We start from the raw sequence: 17,851 nt of genomic DNA, 5'->3' as shown, positions 1-17,851 counted from the left end.
ACCAAGCTGTATGACCGCCCGCGCCTGCCGCGTGTGGGGGGCTTGGATCTTTCTGGTCCGGGCCCTGGTTCTGTGCGCGTTTCTGGCTCCGTGTCTGCCCCCTCAGGCATCTGCCCAGACGCTGGAGCCGGTGGACCTGCAAGTGTCGCCTGAAGAGGGCTACGGCCGCCTCGTCTTGACCTTCAAGGACCGCACTTTGTTGCCGGTCTATGATGCGGTGATCACCGGCGGTGTTTTGAGGATTTCCTTCGAGGAACCAGTCGATATCAATGTCGATGACGTACCGCTGGAACTGGGAGACTATGTCACGATTGCCCGGCGGGACCCGGATGGCAGCGCCATCCGCTTCGCGCTGAAAAACCAGTTTCAGATCAACACGCTTGAAGCGGGTGAAAAGCTGTTTGTCGATATTCTGCCGATGAACTGGCAGGGGCTGCCGCCGGGGCTTCCCGATGATGTGGTGCGCGATCTGGCCAAACGGGCCGAGGCGGCGATGCGCAAGGTGCGGGCGCTGGAACAGGCGCGCCTGAAGGCCCAGGAAGGCCCGGAAGTGACCTTGCATGTGGGCGAGCATCCAACCTTCACCCGGCTCGTGTTCGACTGGTCGATCAAATTCGATACGGCCTTCGTGCGGGAAAACGACATCATCAAGCTGACCTTCAATCACCCGGCCCAGCTGGATATCTCCCATTTGCGGGCGCATTTGCCCCAGGGGGTGATTGATGCGACTTCCTTCCTGGACAAGGGCAAGCTGAAATTCCTGATGCGTGTCGAGCCGTCGGTCGATATCCGTGCTTTCCGGGAGGAAAAGACCTATGTGATCGATGTGACGCCGGAAAATATGGAAGTCAATGACCCGGCCAATGCGCTGATCAACAAGGAACTCTCCGTTGCGGACAACGAGAACCGCAAGAACATGATCACTGCCCCGGGCCTGCGGGACACCCGTGAGGTCGAAGACCCGAGGGGGCTGCCGCCGGTGCCGAGCGGCCGGTCCTCTTCCGGCGTTCTGAAGGAATCCCGGGCCGACGAATCTGCCGCGTTTACCGCAGTTCCGATCGGTGGGATGGCCGAAAAAGACAGCACGCGGGCGCCGGACCCGGCTGAAGGGGCTGGCCTTGTGCCGGAACAGGCACCCGGTCAGGCCGCCCAGCAGGTGCCGCGGCTGGCCCCGCAACAGAACCCGTCCGGGACAACAGCTCAAACCGCAGAGCTTGCCCCGGAAAATGGGGTGCAGCAGCCCGTTCAGCCTCAGAACCTGGAGCAGGCAGTGCCTGAGGCGGAGCCGGAGTTAGCGGGCACAAGGGCAGGCAGTGAGGCGGCCATGACACCGCGCCGCAAGCCATCGCGGCAGGCTCAGGGTCCACCGGAGCCGGAACCGGTCAATCTGGCCGAAGCTGCGGCCGGAGAACCTTTCCCGGAAGATCCCGTCACACCAGGACAGACTGATCAGGAACAGACCGCTTCGGCGGTCGAAACGCTTCCGGCTCCTGAAGTGGCGGAGGCAGCTGAGGCGCCGCAGGCGGCGGCGCTGGTCCCGTCGGAGCGGCAAGCAGATCAGCTTCTGACCGCCGCTGTGCCCCAGACCGGGGCTGAGGCCGAGGCAGAGCCTGTGGCTGCGCGGGCCGCGCCACACCAGGAAACGCCGCCCGTCACCACCGTTGCGCAGGCTGATCCCGGCGCCATGCCTTTGACCGAGCTGCCCCCTGAAGAGAAAGAAGTGGTCCGGCAGGCTCCGATGCTGGACCTGTCAAAGCAGACGTCTGCGTCCCCTGCGGCTTCCAGGGGCGAGAAGGCAGGGCGTGCAACTGACGGCATTCCGACGCTGACCCCTCAGACCGCCTCAAGTCTTGAGGCCCCGCAAACCGGTGCGCAGGCGGGGCAGCCGGTCCGGGTCGACGAGACCCCGTCCCTGGGCGGAAGCAGTGTTCCTGCGGCCATTCAGCTTCCCAAGCGGCCAGAAACGGATGTGCCGGAAGTGTGGCGGGCCACAGGCGGGGCCGACTTTGGCAGGAGGCCGTCCCCGGAGCAGCCGCCGGACAACTTCGCCGATGAAGTCCGCAATTTTGTGTCTGCGGAAGCGCGCCGGATCGGCAAGACCGTCCGGGTCGTTTTTCCCTTCTCCGAGCCGGTTTCCAGCGCGGTCTTCCGCCGCAACAACAGTATCTGGCTGGTGTTTGATACGGATGCCACGATCGATACCCGGGGCATGATCTCGGCGCTGGCTGAAATGTCCGATCATATTGATGTCCAACAATTCGATGACTACCAGATCCTGCGGATCGACATGAATGACCCGTTGCTGGCGACTGTCGGGGTGGACGGCAATGCCTGGTCACTGGTCATCGGGGATATGGTTCTGGAGCCATCGGTGCCGCTCAGTCTGGAGCGCAATATCCGGGGCGATGGCGAATCTGTTTTGCGCGTCTACTACAAGGACCCCCAGAATATCCGCAAGATCGAGGACCCGTTTGTCGGCGACACCATCTCTCTGGTGACCGGTTTCGGACCGCCCCGTGGGTTGTTGAAGTCCCAGAATTTCGTGGATCTTGAAGCGCTGAGCTCTGCTCAGGGCATTGCCATTGTGCCGCGGGCCGATGGGGTCAATATGCAGATCCTCGGCAATGACGTCATCATTGAAAAGGATGGCGGGCTTGCCGTTTCGAACCAGCATTTGAGGGGCGGAACCGGCGCTTTCAACACCATCGTTGACCCGGACGAAGGTAAGCTTGAATTCGTGTCCCTGAAAGCGGAAGGGCCGGAAGCTTTCCGCTCCCGGCTGATGGAATTGCAGGACAAGCTTGCGCGGGCGCCGGCCGGCAAAAGGCGCAATGCCCTGATCGATCTGGCCCGGTTTTATCTGGCGCAGCAATTTGCGCAGGAGGCACTCGGCTGGATGAATCTGGCTATGGAAGAAGAGCCGGCGCTGGCGGAAGATCCCTCGTTTAATCTGATGGTGGGGGCGGCCCACACCCTGGCAGGGCGCCCGGAAGAGGCTTACAAGTTCCTCAACCGCCCTGATTTGAAACACAGTCCGGATTCGGCGATCTGGCAGACCATTGTGGATGTTGCTCTTGGCAACTGGACCCCGGCCCGGATCGCTATGCCGCGCGGGCGTGCCGTAATTGGCAACTATCCCTCTGCGATCCAGACAGAATTCAAACTGGCGGCGGCCAAGGCGCTAGTGGAGGTGAATGATTTCGGTGCCGCGAATGGAGTTCTTGCAGAGATCGAGCCAAGCGAAGTGACCAAAGCGCAGGCGGCCCGCTACGATATTCTGCGGGGCCGGGTGGCCGATGCCTCCGGCCGGTCCCAGGAAGCCCTGACCGTGTTTGATCTGGTAACCCGGTCCGATGACCGGCCGCGGGCGGCCGAGGCCGAGTATCGTGCCTTACGCATCCGCTACCGGGACGGCGAGTTGAACATAGATCAGGCCATCGACCGGCTGGCGGGTCTTGCCACCGCATGGCGCGGCGACGAGATCGAATTGAAGACCTTACGCTTCCTGGCGCAGCTTTATGCGGAAAAAGGCCAGTACCGGCAGGCCTTTGAGGCGATGAAATCTGCGGTTCAAGCTGATCCTGAGTCCGATACGACCCGTTTGTTGCAGGAGGAGATGAACGGCTTGTTCAATTCCCTGTTCCTATACGGCAAAGCCGATGACATGCCGCCGATCAAGGCCCTGTCCCTTTTTTACGATTTCCGCGAACTGACGCCAATTGGGCGCCAGGGCGACGAGATGGTACGGCTCCTGGCCAAGCGCCTGGTGGAGGTCGATCTTCTGGATCAGGCAACGGAATTGCTGCGCCATCAGGTCGACAATCGGCTCAAAGGGGCTGCTCGTGCCCAGATCGCCGCCGATCTTGCCGCAATCTATCTGATGGACCGGAAACCGGATGAAGCCCTCCGGGTGCTGAACCGGACCCGTCAGGCGAGCCTGCCGTCCACATTGGAGCGGCAGCGCAATATTGTTGAAGCGCGGGCGCTGACAGAAAGTGGCCGGCCGGATCTGGCGCTGGAACTGGTGCGCAACATGCGGGGGTCTGATGTGGACCGGCTGCGGGCCGATACTTTCTGGGCCGCTGAAAGCTGGAGGGATGCGGGCGAGCAGCTTGAAGCCATGCATGGGTCGCGCTGGTCCGACAATATTCCGCTGGATGAGCTTGAACGCCGGGACATCCTGCGCGCCGGGATTGCCTATTCGCTTGCCGGCGATCAGCTCAGCCTGAAGCGGCTGCAAACGAAATACCTGAACAAGATGTCCAACAGTCCCGAAGCCCTGGCCTTTGAGGTGGTCACACGTCCGATTGAATCCCAGGGTGTGGAATTCCTGGAAGTTGCCAACCGGCTGGCGGATACGGACAGTCTGGAAACTTTCCTTAAGGAATACCGGCGCCAGTACATGTCTCCTAACCGGACATCGGAGAATCAGGCTGCCGACGATCAGGCCGTGGCTGCCCCAGCGGACGGTGCACCTGCCGGGTAGAGCACATCGCTTTTCAGCGGCTTTGCCTTTCGCGGCCTGACAGCAGAGATTTCGCCGGGTCCACCACATTGTGTTTGCGGAATTGTGGCGGCCAGACGCAGCGGGCTTTCAGGAAGTCCCGGTAGGTCTTGTCGTCAAAACCGGTTTGCAGCACTAGCCGCATGATGGCGCCATCGGCGTCTGATCTCAGGGTGTCGGCCACAACGTCATCGGCCTGATTGATCTTCCGGGCAATCAGCCAGATGGCGGCGTCGACGCGGGCATCTTCGAACAGCTTGCGCAAGATGGCGTCAAAGGACACTTCACCATTGGCAATTTGAATGCTGGCTTCGTGGCGGGAGTAGTGAACCCCGTCGAGTTCGATATCGCCGTCCCTTTCCAAATCGCCAATGGCCGACGATTGCACGCGATTTGGGCTATCCGCCGCCGAAACTCTTGACCAAGGACCCAGCCACCAGGTTCCAACCATCCACAAGCACAAAAAAGATCAATTTGAAGGGCAGCGAAATCACCACGGGAGGCAGCATCATCATACCCATAGACATCAGAACCGAGGCGATGACCAGGTCGATGATCAGAAACGGCAGATAAAGCAGAAAGCCGATCTCGAAGGCCCGGCGCAATTCGGAGATCATGAAGGCAGGGATCAGTGTCGCCATGGACAGGTCTTCCGGTCCTTCGGGGGCGTCCTCACCGGACAGCTCCTGAAACAGCGCCAGATCCTTTTCCCGCACCTGGGAGAGCATGAATGTGCGGAAGGGGGCGGAGGCCTGTTCATAGGCCTGATCGAACTCGATATCGCCGTCGATCAGCGGCTGCACGCCGGCATCATATGACTCCTGAAGGGTCGGCATCATGATGAAGGCGGACAGGAACAGGGCGAGGCTGATCATCACCATATTGGGCGGCGCCGTCTGCAGGCCGATGGCCGAGCGCAGCAGGGACAGCACCACGACGATCCGCGTGAAGCTGGTCACCATGACCAGGATGGATGGGGCCAGCGACAGCACCGTCAAAAGGATGACAAGCTGGACCGCCCGTTCCGTCAGGCTGGCATCTTCACCAAAGCCAACGGAGATTTCCTGTGCAGAGGCAGCGCCTGCCATAACCGTGAGCACAGGCAGAAGCGCAAGCGCAATCTTAAGGGCCCGGGACAGGGCCCCTGCGCATCGGAGCTTGATCATTGGTTCGGCTGTCCGCCCAGTTCGTTGAGAATTTTCGCCATCTCATCCTCAATCGGATTGCGGTCTCCCAATCCCTGCACGACACGCGGGGGCTTTGGATCGCTGGCCTTTCCAGCAGAAATGTCCAGCCTGCCAGCGGCGCTGGAGGTCAGGCCGGGGGAGGCCGGTTTGATCTGGCTCTGCGTCTGGGCCGCGGGCTGTTCGGTTGCGGTCACACTCTCCAGCTTGCCGGCGGGGGCTTTTTGAACCTCTTCCGTTTCCGTTTCGATCAGGTCGCCGAGTTCCAGGTCCAAATCGACCTGTCCGGTGGCAGCGTCTTTGGGGGGCGGCTCAGATCCGTTTGAAGCGGCCGCAGCTTCTGGTGCGTCCAGGGGCGCGGCGGGGCGGGCGCTGCTTTCAGACGCGCCGGTCTCTGGCTGTGCTGGATTTTCGGGGGTCAGAGTGTCCGGGGCCAGAGTTTCAGGGACCGCTGTTTCAGGGATCGCTGTGTCAGCGGTTGCCGGACCCGTGTTCTCGGCAGCACTTGCGCCGTTGAGGGAGGGCGCGCCGTCATCCGGCGTGTCTTGCGCTTTCGGGGCTTGTAGTGAGGCCGGAGACGCGCTCCCATTTGCCGTGCCGCCGACCAAAGCAGGGTCAGAGGCTGGGCCGGTCTGGGCGGCTGCAACATCTGATCCATCAGTTGCAGCCGTTGCCGGGCCAGCGTCAGGAACTTTGATCTCCGGAGTGTCTTTTTCCGCTGCTGCCTCTGTGCGGAATGCAGGGGGCACAACGGCGGGGCTGGCTGAAGCGGCAAGGACCGGCTCAACCTTCTTTGCCTGGGCTGGTTCCACTGGCTTTAGCAGTGCGGTTTTCGCCCGCGCGGCAGGGCCGGAGGCAGGGGGGGTGATGGAATGGCTGCTCTGGGGCGCGCGTTCGCGGCCGCCAAGGGTTTTGGCCAGGGACTGGAAAGCCGCCCCGGCCGCGCCGCCCTGCTGAGAGGACGTTTCTGCAGGCTTGCCGGAAGGAGCCGGGATGATGCCAGGCATTTTCGGGACGCTGCCCTCCGCGTGAACGGCGGTTTCGGCTGGAGCCGGGGTTTGACCGTTTGCGGTCTTGCCAGTGGCCGGACTGGCGCGGTTGAACCCGTTTTGCGTGGCGGCCCGCAACAAGGCGGCGGCCCGGGTGAGAGGTTGCGGCGCGTCTGTCTCTTTTTCCGGTGTGGCCTTGGCAGCTGCAGGGGTGGCTGCGACGGGGGCTTTGGGCGCCCCGGCAAGGCCGTTGCGCTGTCGGTTGGAGGGCCCATTGACCACGGGGGCCTTCAGCCGGGACGCGGACGGCGTGTCTTCTTTCGGAGCGGGTTCCGGCGTGGGGGCGGAAGATATCTCCAGGGCCGGGCCGGCTGGCGCCGGACGAGCCTCGACCGGGCTTGCTTGCGCAGGAGCATCAAAGGAGCGTGGCTCCGGCTTGGGCGCTTTTCTGGGCAGGTCCAGTTCGGGAACCGAGGCCTTCAAAGCGATGGCGGCGCGGGCAGAATCGGCGAGGCTGCTGCTTTGCAGGGTGTCCTCTGCCGATGAAGCGCCTGACAGGCCGCTTTGAGGGGCGGACGGGCCCGCCGCTTGAACGGCAGTCTCATCCGGGCGCAGCGGAATATCCGGTCCCGGAGCCATGGGCATCTTGAGGGCGCCGGGCAAGGTTGAGGCTGCCTGCTGGGGCAGGGGGGGCTGTGCCTGGGCGTTCGTGTGCTGTCCGGCACGGGGCTGGACAATGGGCGCGCTACGGATGATCTGCTGTTCTACCACCACATCGCTCGGGCCACCGATCAGGATCAGGTGTTCGACATTGTCCCGCCGGATCAGAACCAGGCGCCGCCGGGCATCGACTGCGGTGCTGTCCATGACCGCCACCCGGGGTTGCCGGTTCTTGGGATGGGGCAGGTTTGTGCCCATCAGCCGTTTGAGCACAAACACAAAGAGGCTGAAGAGCAGCAGTACGGCCGCCAGCGCCAGAACCACCGCGATTGCCTGGGTCACGCCGCCGCTCACGTTGAAAGTCGATTCAATCCAGTTGTACATCTTTTCCTCGTGCCGCCCCGCCTGCGGACGTCAAGTCGATCGCCTGTTATCTGGGCCCTTCGCCGGATGTGGGGAACGATCGGTTTATCCCCAGTTCTTCCGGTGGACGTCCCGGGGTGCCCCGCTCGCCCCGATTGGCTTGCACTTTTTTGTCTTTCCGCAGTCCGGCCGGTCGTTTCGGCGCCTCTGGCGCCGTTTCTTCTGTCGACAGGTCCGCTGATGTGCTTGCTGACGCCCTTCGAATCTCACTACTCCTGAAAGTTAACAGAAGCAGGCAAATATTGCCCGTTCCAGAGGGCTTGATTTTGCGAAATGCAAAGGAAAGTTGATCTCCTCCACCGGTTTCTGAAGGGTTTCGTGCGATGTGTGTTTTTGGCGTTAACCCTTCATTAACCATTTGGTCGGCAATGATTGCCTATCAGGTTAACGAATGGTGAATGACATGGGTGCGATGGATCTGCCGCTGTTTCAGGCCTTGAAGTCAAAAATGCAGTGGCACCAGACACGGCAAGGGGTTCTGGCGGAGAACATCGCCAACGCCAACACCCCGGGATACCAGTCCCGGGACGTGAAAAGCTATTCGTTCGGTGATCATATCGGTCTGCAGGAAGCTGGCCTGTCCACGGACGTCACGGAGGTTGGCCACATTTCAGGAGAAATGACCGGAACGATTGCCACGAAGGTGGAAGAACGGGATGGCTTTGAAATCACACCGAACGGGAACAGCGTCAATCTGGAAGAGCAAATGATGAACATCACGCAGAACCAGATGGACTTCCAGGCCGCCACGATGCTGTACACCAAAGGGCTGGGACTGATCCGCACCGCGCTCTCCAAGAACGCTTGAGGCTGATGATTTATAAGAGGAGATCTGCACGATGGATCTGATCAAATCCCTGTTCATATCAGCCAGCGGGCTGAAGGCACAGAACGGGCGCATGCGAGTCATCGCGGAGAACATCGCCAACGCGAATTCGACCGCGCGCACCCCGGAAGAAGAGCCGTACCGGCGCAAGATCCCGACCTTTCAGAGCCATTTCGACAAGGAAATTGGTGCTGAAACGGTCGAACTGGGCAAGATTGCCGAGGACACGTCCCCGTTCAAGTCCACCTATATGCCGGGCCATCCGGCTGCGGATGAGAAGGGCTATGTGTTGCAGCCCAATGTGAACACGCTGATTGAGACCACGGATATGCGCGAAGCGCAGCGGTCTTACGAAGCGAATCTGAACGTCATCGAATCGACGCGGCGCATGCTGCAGCGGACCATCGACATCCTGCGGGCGTGACCCGGTAAATTCAGTTAAGAGGGCATGGGGCTATGAGCACGCCGTCAATTGCAAACAATGCGTATCAGATGGCCGCACGGCTGCAGCAGCAGGCCAAGGCCATTGAGGACAGCCCGGCGGACCGGTCCGCCATGGATTTCGGCCAAATGGTGAAAGATGCGGTTGAAACGGTTGTCGACCAGGGCCAGCAGGCCGACCAGAAGGCCATCGGCATGATCGAGGGCAAGACCGGTGTGGTTGACGTCGTGACAGCTGTTGCGGAAACCGAAGTGGCTCTTGAGACCATGGTGACGGTCCGCGACCGGGTTATTTCCGCCTATGAGGAAATCATGCGGATGCCGATCTGATCTTGCCTGGAAGGGGCCGTGCAATGACATCTGGTGAAGTTCTTGATCTGGCCCGCGAAGGCGTCTGGACCATGATCCTCGTGGCCGGTCCGGTCATGGTGGTCGGTCTTGTGGTCGGTGTGGTGATCGCACTGTTTCAGGCCTTGACCCAGATCCAGGAAATGACCCTTGTCTTTGTTCCCAAGATCCTGGCGATTTTCGTGACCATTTTGATCACGCTGCCCTTCATGAGCCAGCTTCTGGAAGCGTTCATGGGGCGGGTGACCGAATTGATCCTGACAACGGGGTAGGGCTGTGCCGTCTGCCATTGAGAGCGCGCGCCCATGACGGTCACGCTCGACTTCCTGCCCGATGTGGCGGCTGCCTTCATGCTGATCTTTGCCCGACTGGGCACCATGGTCATGCTGCTGCCGGCCCTTGGGGAAAGTTCGATCCCGACCCGGTTCCGCCTGACCATTGCCCTTGCACTTACGCTTGTCATGTATCCGGTTGCCGCATCGCTTTATCCTGCGGACCTGACCTCCAATTTTCCGCAGCTTCTGGCCCTTGTGTTCGGAGAGCTGGCCATCGGCTTCAGCATTGGATTATGTGCCAAGCTGATCACCTCGGTGCTGCAGATTGCCGGTGTCATCATGGCCAACCAGTCCGGTCTGGCATTCGCGCTTGGAACCGATATTGCCAATGAGGGGCAGCAGGGTGCGCTTTATGGCAACTTCCTGGCTGTTCTGGGCATCACGCTGGTGTTTGTCTCTGATTCCCACTACCTGGTCATCGCCGCCATCCACGACAGTTTCACGCTTTTTCCGCCTGGAAAATTGCCGCCGGTCGGGGATTTCGCCCAGAACGCGACCGAGACGGTCGCCCATGTGTTTACGATTGCGGTGCGCATGAGCGCGCCGTTTCTTGTCATCGGACTGGTCTTCTATTTCGGCCTTGGCCTGCTCAACAAGCTGATGCCGCAAATGCAGATCTTCTTTATCGCCATGCCAGTGAATATTGCCATCGGCTTTTTCCTGCTTATGGCACTGATCGCAACCCTGATGATGTTCTATCTCGAGCATTTCCAGAGTGCGCTCGGCAAATTCATAGTAGGGTGAAGCTGCGCCATGGCTGACGACAGCGACGACTCAGAAAAGACAGAGGACCCCACGCAAAAGCGCTTGAAAGAAGCGCATGACAAGGGGGACGTTCCCAAATCGCAGGAAGTCAGCACCTGGTTTACCCTGGCCGGAGCGACCCTGATGATCGCGATCTTCGCGCCGGGCGCTGCCTCGTCCCTTGGTGAGTTGATGAAGGGATATCTGGAACATTCGCACCAGATCGCTGTGGACGGTTATGCCCTGAAAGCCCTGTGGCGCGATACGGGACAGTCGGTTGCGCTCATTGTCGGCTTGCCGCTGATTGCGCTTGTCATCATGGCGGTTGCGGGAAACCTTGTGCAGCATCAGCCCTTGCTGACGGCGGAAACCATCAAGCCCAAATTGTCCAAGGTGTCACCGGCCTCCGGTTTCAAGCGGCTGTTCTCCGGGGACAGTCTGGTCAATTTCGCCAAGGGCATGGCGAAGATCCTGCTTGTCGGGGCGGTCATGGTGGCGGTGATTTGGCCGCACCGGGACGAGGCGGAAATCATCATCTTTGCCGAAACCGGCATCATCTTGCAGGAAACCCGGGTTCTGGTCCTGCAGATGCTGGCCGCGATTCTGGCCGTGATGACTGTGGTCGCGGGCGCGGACTTCATGTATCAGAAGCACAAATGGTTCAATAAGCAGAAGATGTCCCTTCGGGAAGTGAAGGAAGAATACAAGCAGAGCGAAGGGGATCCGCAGGTCAAGGGCAAGATCCGCCAGTTGCGCATGGAGCGCTCGCGCAAGCGGATGATGTCGGCGGTGCCGCAGGCGACCGTGGTTGTGACCAACCCGACCCACTATGCGGTGGCCCTGCAATATGAACAAGGCATGGGAGCGCCCTTGTGCCTGGCAAAGGGCACGGATGCGGTTGCCCTGAAAATCCGTGAGGTTGCCAAGGAGAACGAGATCCCGGTCGTGGAGAACCCGCCGCTGGCCCGTGCGCTATATGCTACGGTTGAGATCGACCATGAAGTGCCCGAAGAGCATTTCAAGGCGGTTGCCGAGGTGATCGGATTCGTCTTCAGGATGCGCCGCCGCGCCGCGTGGCGGGCCAAATAGACCGCAGCGCCGCGCTTTGCCGGTGACGTATGTGGCGCCAGGGCCTCTAAACGCGTGAATTTCAATCGGCGCAGCTGTCATACCGGTTGAAATCGGGGGGCAAGCACAGAATGCTTATACATGGCCGTTTCTAAGACGAATCGGTCCGGGGAGACTGGATGAATGAGTGATTTGGACGGGGCGCCAAGCGGGCCGATGATCAATCGGCCGGAGCGGTCCGGCAATATTGGCCTGCTGATCGGGCTGGCGCTGCTGCTTGTGGGCGCGGCGGCCGCCTTTACGGTTATGGACCGGGACGTTGCCCAGCCGTTCATTCTGGCGCTGCTCGGCATCCTGGCTGTGGTCGGCGTGTTCTGCCTGTTTGCCGGGGCCATTGGCTTTCTGCGCCTGTCCGCCCGTCCGGGCGAATCCAATCCGCTGGCCTCCACCTTTGTCGACACCATGGATGACGGCGCGCTGATCACGGATATGGACGGCCGTCTTGTTTATGCCAACAAGGCCTATGCGGATCTGACCGGGGCGGATACGGCCGCGGACATCCGCGTTGTCGAGCGGGTGTTTTCCTCCGATCCGGATGCGGCGGATGCTATTTTCCGTCTGTCCCAGGCCATGCGTGACGGCCGCAAGGCCCAGGAAGAAATCCGCATGTCGGTGCCGCTTGGCCGGGTTGAAGGTCAGGCCCGCTGGTACCGCGTCTCTGTACGCCCGCTTCCAGCTTCTGCGGAGCGCGGCGGCAAGCCGATGGCTATCTGGCAGATTTCCGACATTACCCGGGACCGTGCGGAGCAGGAAAATTCTTTCCAGGAATTGCAGCGGGTTATCAATTTCCTCGACCATGCCCCGGCCGGGTTCTTCTCCTGTGATGCCAGCGGCCGCATTGTCTATCTGAACGCAACGCTGGCCGACTGGCTTGGCTATGATCTGGCCCAGTTCGACGCGGGCGATCTGGATCTGAGCGAAATCGTGCGCGGCGACGGCACAGAGCTGATCCGCTCCGTGAAAGGGCAGGCGGGCGAGGTCAAGAGCGAAACGTTTGATCTTGATTTTGTCACCCGAAATGGCCGGGGGCTGGCCGTGCGCCTGCTGCACCGGGTGCCGTTCGGGGAAAACGGCCTAGCGGGCGACAGCCGCACGCTCGTGCTCAACCGGTCACGCGGCGAGGAAGCCTCCGAAGCGCTGCGGGCGGCCGAAGTCCGCTTTGCCCGGTTCTTCAACAACACGCCGATTTCCATTGCCTCGCTGGACAGTGAGGGCCGGGTGCTGCGCACCAATGCACCGTTCCTGAAACTGTTCGGGGCGGTCGATTCCACGGATGGCGCGCCGAAGCTGGAAGCCTATATTGCCGAAAGCGGCCGGGAAGAGCTGTCCAAGGCCCTGTCGGCTGCTGCCAAGGGAATCGGCGAAATCGCTCCTATCGACATTCCGCTGGTGGAAGGCAACGATCCGCGCTCCGCAACCTTCTATGTCTCTGCGGTGCAGGAAGGAGAGGGCGACGGGGAAACGGCCATCGTCTATGCCCTGGAGACGACCCAGCAGCGCGCCCTTGAGGCCCAGTTCGCCCAGAGCCAGAAGATGCAGGCCATCGGCCAGCTGGCGGGCGGGGTCGCCCATGACTTCAACAATGTTCTGACGGCGATCATCGGCTTCTCCGATCTGCTCCTGGCGAGCCACCGGCCGACCGATCCGTCTTTCCAGGACATCATGAACATCAAGCAGAATGCCAACCGGGCAGCGGGCCTTGTGCGCCAGTTGCTGGCCTTCTCGCGCCGCCAGACGCTCCGTCCGCAGCAACTGGAACTCAACGATGTGCTGGCGGATCTGTCGATCCTGCTGGACCGGCTGCTGGGCGAGAAAGTGGAGCTGAAAGTGATCCATGGCCGGGACCTGTGGCCCGTCATGGCCGATCTCAACCAGCTGGAACAGGTGATTGTCAATCTGGCCGTGAATGCGGGCGACGCCATGGCCGAGGGCGGGCGCCTGACCATCCGCACACGCAATGTGTCGGCGGACGAGTCGACACAGTTCGACAACACACGGGGCATGCCTGCGGGCGAATATACGCTGGTGGAAGTGGAAGACACGGGCCACGGTATGCCGCCGGAAATCATGGAAAAAATCTTCGATCCGTTCTTCTCCACCAAGGAAGTCGGCAAGGGCACCGGCCTTGGCCTGTCCACGGTCTATGGCATCGTGAAACAGACCGGCGGGTTCATCTTCTGCAATTCGGAAGTGGATCTCGGCACGACCTTCCGTTTGTTCCTGCCGCGACACATTCCCGAATTCGTGGAAGAAAAGAAGCCGGAGCCGAAGGAAGCCGAGACGGAAAAGGTGGCCGACCTGACCGGGTCCGCCTCGATCCTGCTGGTCGAAGACGAAGAGGCTGTCAGGGCCTTCGGCGCCCGTGCGCTCGCCTCGCGCGGCTATACGGTCTATGAGGCCGGGTCCGGCAACGAAGCCCTGGAAGTGATGGAAGAGACGGACGGCCAGATAGATCTGGTGGTCTCTGACGTGGTGATGCCGGAAATGGACGGGCCGACGCTTCTGGTGGAGTTGCGCAAGACCCAGCCGGACCTGAAGATCATCTTCGTGTCCGGCTATGCGGAAGATGCCTTTGAGGAAAACCTTCCCGAAGGCGAACAGTTCTTCTTCCTGCCCAAACCCTTCACGCTCAAGCAGCTGGCGACCACGGTGAAAGATGTCTTGAACGGCTAGACGTCAAAGGGCACTCTGGCCGGATTGAAACATCTGTTCCGGCTGGAGGAAACTCATGCAATTCCCTGATTTTATTAAAAATTTTCCTGCTCTGGATATTCCGTTTCCAGAGGATGTGGTGACTTCCCACGCGATCCGCTCAGAGGCCGGTTTGGTCGTGTTTTTCGAATTTCACAAGGACATGGTGCTGCCGCCCCATTCCCATCTGGCTCAATGGGGCACACTTGTGGACGGCGAGATAGAATTCACCATTGGCGGTGAAACGAAAACCCTGGGTCCCGGTGCGGTCTGGGACATTCCAAGCGGCACGGAGCACGGGGCGGTCATCAAGGCCGGATCCAAGGCCATTGATGTGTTCGAGGAACCGGACCGCTATGGCCTCAGGGGCTGATGGTCAGGGTTGCTCAGATAAGGGGAGTGGCAGAGCGGCCGGACGCTCCCGGGCCCGGCCGCGTCTTTTGGACGGGTCCTTCAGAGGGCGCCAATCTCCCTGTAGTAACGGGCGGCGCCCGGATGCAGCTTGATGGTGCCTTCCGCCTTTGCCGCGTATTCCGGTGTCAGGGCCTTGGCCCAGGGCGCGTCGGAGGTGATGGAAACGATGTTTTCCCAGAAGGTCTTTGTCATTTGATATACCAGTTCCTCGTCCAGATCCGTTCTGACGGCAATGCTGACGCCCGTGTCGTTGGATTTGACGGGGCCTTCATTGACCTGGTTGGCGTAAAGCCCTGACGGGACCTCGGCCCGGTGGCGGAATTTGCCCAGGAAAGTGTCGACGGCCGCACCGCTGTCATCTTCCGGGCCGATAAAGCGGACCTTTTCCGTTTCCGTGAACTGGATGAATTGCTGGCACGGATCGATGCAGCCATTCACATACATGTCGATCTTGCCGTCCAGAAATGCCTGGAAGCCGGTTTTCCAGTTGGCTTTGATGGCGTCATAATCCTCGCCTTCCTTAAGGCCGGTGGTGGCCTCAATCCATCCCTTTGCCGCGTTGAAAGCACCGCCGCCTTGCGGGCCGAGAAACACTGTGGTGCCTTCAATGTCGTCCAGATAGTCGATGCCGCTGTCAGCGCGCACCGCAAAATGATAGGCGCCCCAGGGAAAGGCCATCAACTGGCTGACATTTTGGGCCAGCTCTTCATTGTTCTGCGTGTTCTTGTACATCGCCTTCTTGTGGCTGAGCAGCATATGGATCGTCGGGGATCCCATGGACATATCCAGGTTGCCTTTGGCAACCTCCAGCATATGCACGGTGGCCGCGCCGCCTGCCGCAACTTCAATCGTGACGCCGTCGAGCTTTTCGGTCACGATATTGGCGAAGGTGGCCATTGTAATGGCTTGCCCGAGGCTTGGGGCAATGGTGGCCATTTTCAAGGTGATGTCTTCTGCCTGTGATGGGGGTGCAAAAAGCGCTGCTGCAAGAGCAGCCGCAAGGCTCAGTCTGCGCATGATATGTCCTCCCTTAGTCATGCGTATGTTGTCTGGTCTTTGGGCTCCGGCCGGGCCAGCAGATAGTGCCTGGCCAGGACCAGGGCACTTAAAGTCACGGCGCTGCCAGCGGTAAAGGGCTCTGGAACCAGAACAAGAAGGCCGAGCCCGGCGCGGGCGATGCGTTCGGGAACCGGCAGGGATTTGCGGTCAAAGCCCGTCAGCGCTGAGGCGAGCATCCACATGGCCAGGGCAAAGGCTGCAATGATCCAGAAGAACCCGTTCCAGCCGACACTGGCAATGTCCAGCATGGCCCGGCTGTCTGGTGCGTCCTCTCCGAACCAGACAAACAGAACCTGAAGTTTGTACAGAACGGCCGGATGATAGACGAAGACAAAGGGGATCAGGAAACCGGCAATACCGATGCGGGCAGCCTGAAATCCGGTCCGCACCGGATCGGCTCCGGCAATAGGGGCCGCAGCGAAGGCCGCAAGGGCGACTGGCGGCGTGACCGTCGACATGACGGCAAAGAAAACGACAAACAGATGAAGGGTAAGCGGAGGAATACCTATGGTCTCGATTCCCGAACTGAGCGCAATCACGATGATGAAATAGGTGGCTCCAGGGGGCAGCCCCATGCCCAGCACGATGGAGCCAAGCGCGACCACCGCAAGCACCATGGGCAGTGGGCCGCTGGCCAGCTCGGTGAGCAGCTGGGCAAGACGTCCGGAGAATCCGGACACCTGAATGAGGCCTACGATCAGCCCGATCGCCGTCACAATGACAACAATGGAGGCGGACATGCGCCCGGCGGCCACAAAGGCTGCCCAAAGGGCGCGGCCGGAGCGGAAACCGGGAAAGAGAACAAGCGCGGTGGCAAGCGCTGCAACCAGGCCGAAGAACCCTGCTTTGGGTACAGATGGCTGGGCAAACAGAAAATAGGTAAGCACGCCAAGGGGAATGATGAAGACCAGGCACTGGACCCGGTCCCGGCCGGTGAGGGGCGGCCGGTCTGACAGCGGCAGTTTGCCGATCCCGAGTTTCCTGGCTTCAAAGAAAACCGTCAGGAAGGTGCCGAAATAATAGAAGATGGCGGGAAGGATCGCTGCGACGACAATGTAGCGGTACTCCAGCCCGATTTGACCGGCGACAAAAAACGCAACGACGCCCATGACCGGCGGCATCACCTGCCCGCCGGTCGATGCGGCCGCTTCCACGGCCCCCGCAAAGGCGGGCCGGAACCCGGATTTCTTGATCACCGGAATGGTCATGACGCCGGTCGAGACGACGTTGGAGATCGCCGCGCCGGACAGCGTTCCGAATAGGGCCGAACTGGCGATGGCCGCATGGGCGGCCCCCCCGACCAGTCCGCCGGTAAGCCGGTTGGCGATCTTGAGCAAAAGGTCCCCGGCGCCGGAGGCCATCATCACGGCGCCAAACACGATATAGATCAGCACATTGCCGGAGACGACCTGCAGGGGCTGGCCGAACATGCCGCCGGTCTGGGCCCAGAAATTCTGGACCATGGCCAGCAGGCTTTGCTGAAAGGTTGCCTCCGACCCGGCAAGGATGCCTGTCCAGTCCGGGAGGACGCCGCGGATGAAAAAATACACGATCCAGAACAGGCAGAACGCCACGATGAACCCGCCGAACAGACGCCAGGTCAAATAGAGCGTGATGGCGGTCGCAAGCGGGAACATCACATAGTCGAGCGGCTCGGCAGCGGGAAGGGCGCCGCCATCGGTGGCGAAGATCTTGACGATCCAGGACAGATAGGCGGTGAGGGCCAGGGCTGTCAGAGCCCAGTTCGCCCAGTGCCAGGACGGCTTTTTGTGCAAGGTCAGCAGGCAGGTGGCATAGGCGAACAGGATGGGCAGGCCCAGAATGAGGCCGGTCGGCAGCAGAAAGCTCTTTTCGAAGCTGCGATAGCTGCTGCCCAGCCAGTGCGCGCGCAGGAGAAGCCGCTGGTCCCTGCGGGAGAGCTCGTCAAATGCCGGTGTGGTCACCTCGATGACAAAGCGCACGAATTCCGATATCGGCCCGGAGGCTGCGTAGAGGACGATCACCAGCGCAAAGCAAAACGCAAGCCCGTCTGAGAGGCGTTCGTTGAGGGGGTGTGCGGGGAGCTGGGCCGGGGTCGTTACCGGTCTGTCCTCTTCTTTGGTCAC

At 60.9% G+C, this 17,851-nt stretch carries 14 protein-coding genes; 9 read left to right on the top strand and 5 right to left on the bottom strand.

The window, feature by feature from the left end:
• The first annotated feature begins 10 nt into the window (after positions 1–10).
• A complete protein-coding gene (locus ACXAH0_RS00180; RefSeq protein ID WP_475188181.1) occupies positions 11–4,486 on the top strand; it encodes a tetratricopeptide repeat protein in 4,476 nt (1,491 codons plus the stop codon).
• A gap of 13 nt (positions 4,487–4,499) precedes the next feature.
• Here ACXAH0_RS00180 and ACXAH0_RS00175 read toward each other — a convergent pair whose 3' ends face one another.
• The 3 genes from ACXAH0_RS00175 to ACXAH0_RS00165 all read right to left on the bottom strand — a co-directional run bounded on the left by ACXAH0_RS00175 (position 4,500) and on the right by ACXAH0_RS00165 (position 7,721).
• The gene (locus tag ACXAH0_RS00175) at positions 4,500–4,892 is read right to left on the bottom strand and encodes a hypothetical protein (protein ID WP_475172882.1); all 393 of its coding nucleotides are present in this window, start codon (positions 4,890–4,892) and stop codon (positions 4,500–4,502) included.
• Between the two features lie 10 nt (positions 4,893–4,902).
• A complete protein-coding gene (gene fliP / locus ACXAH0_RS00170) occupies positions 4,903–5,592 on the bottom strand; it encodes a flagellar type III secretion system pore protein FliP (protein ID WP_475173011.1) in 690 nt (229 codons plus the stop codon).
• Positions 5,593–5,666: 74 nt separating this feature from the next.
• The gene (locus ACXAH0_RS00165; RefSeq protein ID WP_475188176.1) at positions 5,667–7,721 is read right to left on the bottom strand and encodes a hypothetical protein; all 2,055 of its coding nucleotides are present in this window, start codon (positions 7,719–7,721) and stop codon (positions 5,667–5,669) included.
• Positions 7,722–8,151: 430 nt separating this feature from the next.
• Between ACXAH0_RS00165 and flgB the strand changes: the two genes are divergently transcribed.
• From flgB to ACXAH0_RS00125, 8 genes are all read left to right on the top strand, one after another.
• Positions 8,152–8,568, top strand: coding sequence for a flagellar basal body rod protein FlgB (flgB, locus tag ACXAH0_RS00160; RefSeq protein ID WP_475188173.1), 417 nt, complete (start codon positions 8,152–8,154; stop codon positions 8,566–8,568).
• A 31-nt stretch (positions 8,569–8,599) separates the two neighbouring features.
• Positions 8,600–9,010 carry a flagellar basal body rod protein FlgC gene (gene flgC, locus ACXAH0_RS00155; RefSeq protein WP_475172890.1) on the top strand — a complete coding sequence of 137 codons (411 nt, stop codon included), beginning with the start codon at positions 8,600–8,602 and terminating at the stop codon, positions 9,008–9,010.
• A gap of 32 nt (positions 9,011–9,042) precedes the next feature.
• A complete protein-coding gene (gene fliE / locus ACXAH0_RS00150) occupies positions 9,043–9,357 on the top strand; it encodes a flagellar hook-basal body complex protein FliE (protein ID WP_475172893.1) in 315 nt (104 codons plus the stop codon).
• A 23-nt stretch (positions 9,358–9,380) separates the two neighbouring features.
• The gene (fliQ, locus tag ACXAH0_RS00145; RefSeq protein ID WP_475172895.1) at positions 9,381–9,647 is read left to right on the top strand and encodes a flagellar biosynthesis protein FliQ; all 267 of its coding nucleotides are present in this window, start codon (positions 9,381–9,383) and stop codon (positions 9,645–9,647) included.
• Positions 9,648–9,680: 33 nt separating this feature from the next.
• The gene (gene fliR, locus ACXAH0_RS00140) at positions 9,681–10,454 is read left to right on the top strand and encodes a flagellar biosynthetic protein FliR (RefSeq protein ID WP_475188168.1); all 774 of its coding nucleotides are present in this window, start codon (positions 9,681–9,683) and stop codon (positions 10,452–10,454) included.
• A 9-nt stretch (positions 10,455–10,463) separates the two neighbouring features.
• A complete protein-coding gene (flhB, locus tag ACXAH0_RS00135) occupies positions 10,464–11,543 on the top strand; it encodes a flagellar biosynthesis protein FlhB (protein WP_475172900.1) in 1,080 nt (359 codons plus the stop codon).
• Positions 11,544–11,705: 162 nt separating this feature from the next.
• Complete coding sequence (gene cckA, locus ACXAH0_RS00130; protein WP_475172902.1) at positions 11,706–14,255, top strand: cell cycle histidine kinase CckA; 2,550 nt, start codon at positions 11,706–11,708, stop codon at positions 14,253–14,255.
• Between the two features lie 55 nt (positions 14,256–14,310).
• Positions 14,311–14,646 carry a cupin domain-containing protein gene (locus ACXAH0_RS00125; protein ID WP_475172904.1) on the top strand — a complete coding sequence of 112 codons (336 nt, stop codon included), beginning with the start codon at positions 14,311–14,313 and terminating at the stop codon, positions 14,644–14,646.
• Between the two features lie 80 nt (positions 14,647–14,726).
• Here ACXAH0_RS00125 and ACXAH0_RS00120 read toward each other — a convergent pair whose 3' ends face one another.
• Positions 14,727–15,704: a TAXI family TRAP transporter solute-binding subunit gene (locus ACXAH0_RS00120; protein WP_475188164.1), complete on the bottom strand. Its 978-nt coding sequence runs from the start codon at positions 15,702–15,704 to the stop codon at positions 14,727–14,729.
• Positions 15,705–15,721: 17 nt separating this feature from the next.
• Complete coding sequence (locus ACXAH0_RS00115; RefSeq protein ID WP_475188159.1) at positions 15,722–17,851, bottom strand: TRAP transporter permease; 2,130 nt, start codon at positions 17,849–17,851, stop codon at positions 15,722–15,724.

This window comes from Roseibium sp. AWQ4_290 (genome assembly GCF_056160985.1).
This window is presented reverse-complemented; position numbering and strand designations above follow the sequence as displayed.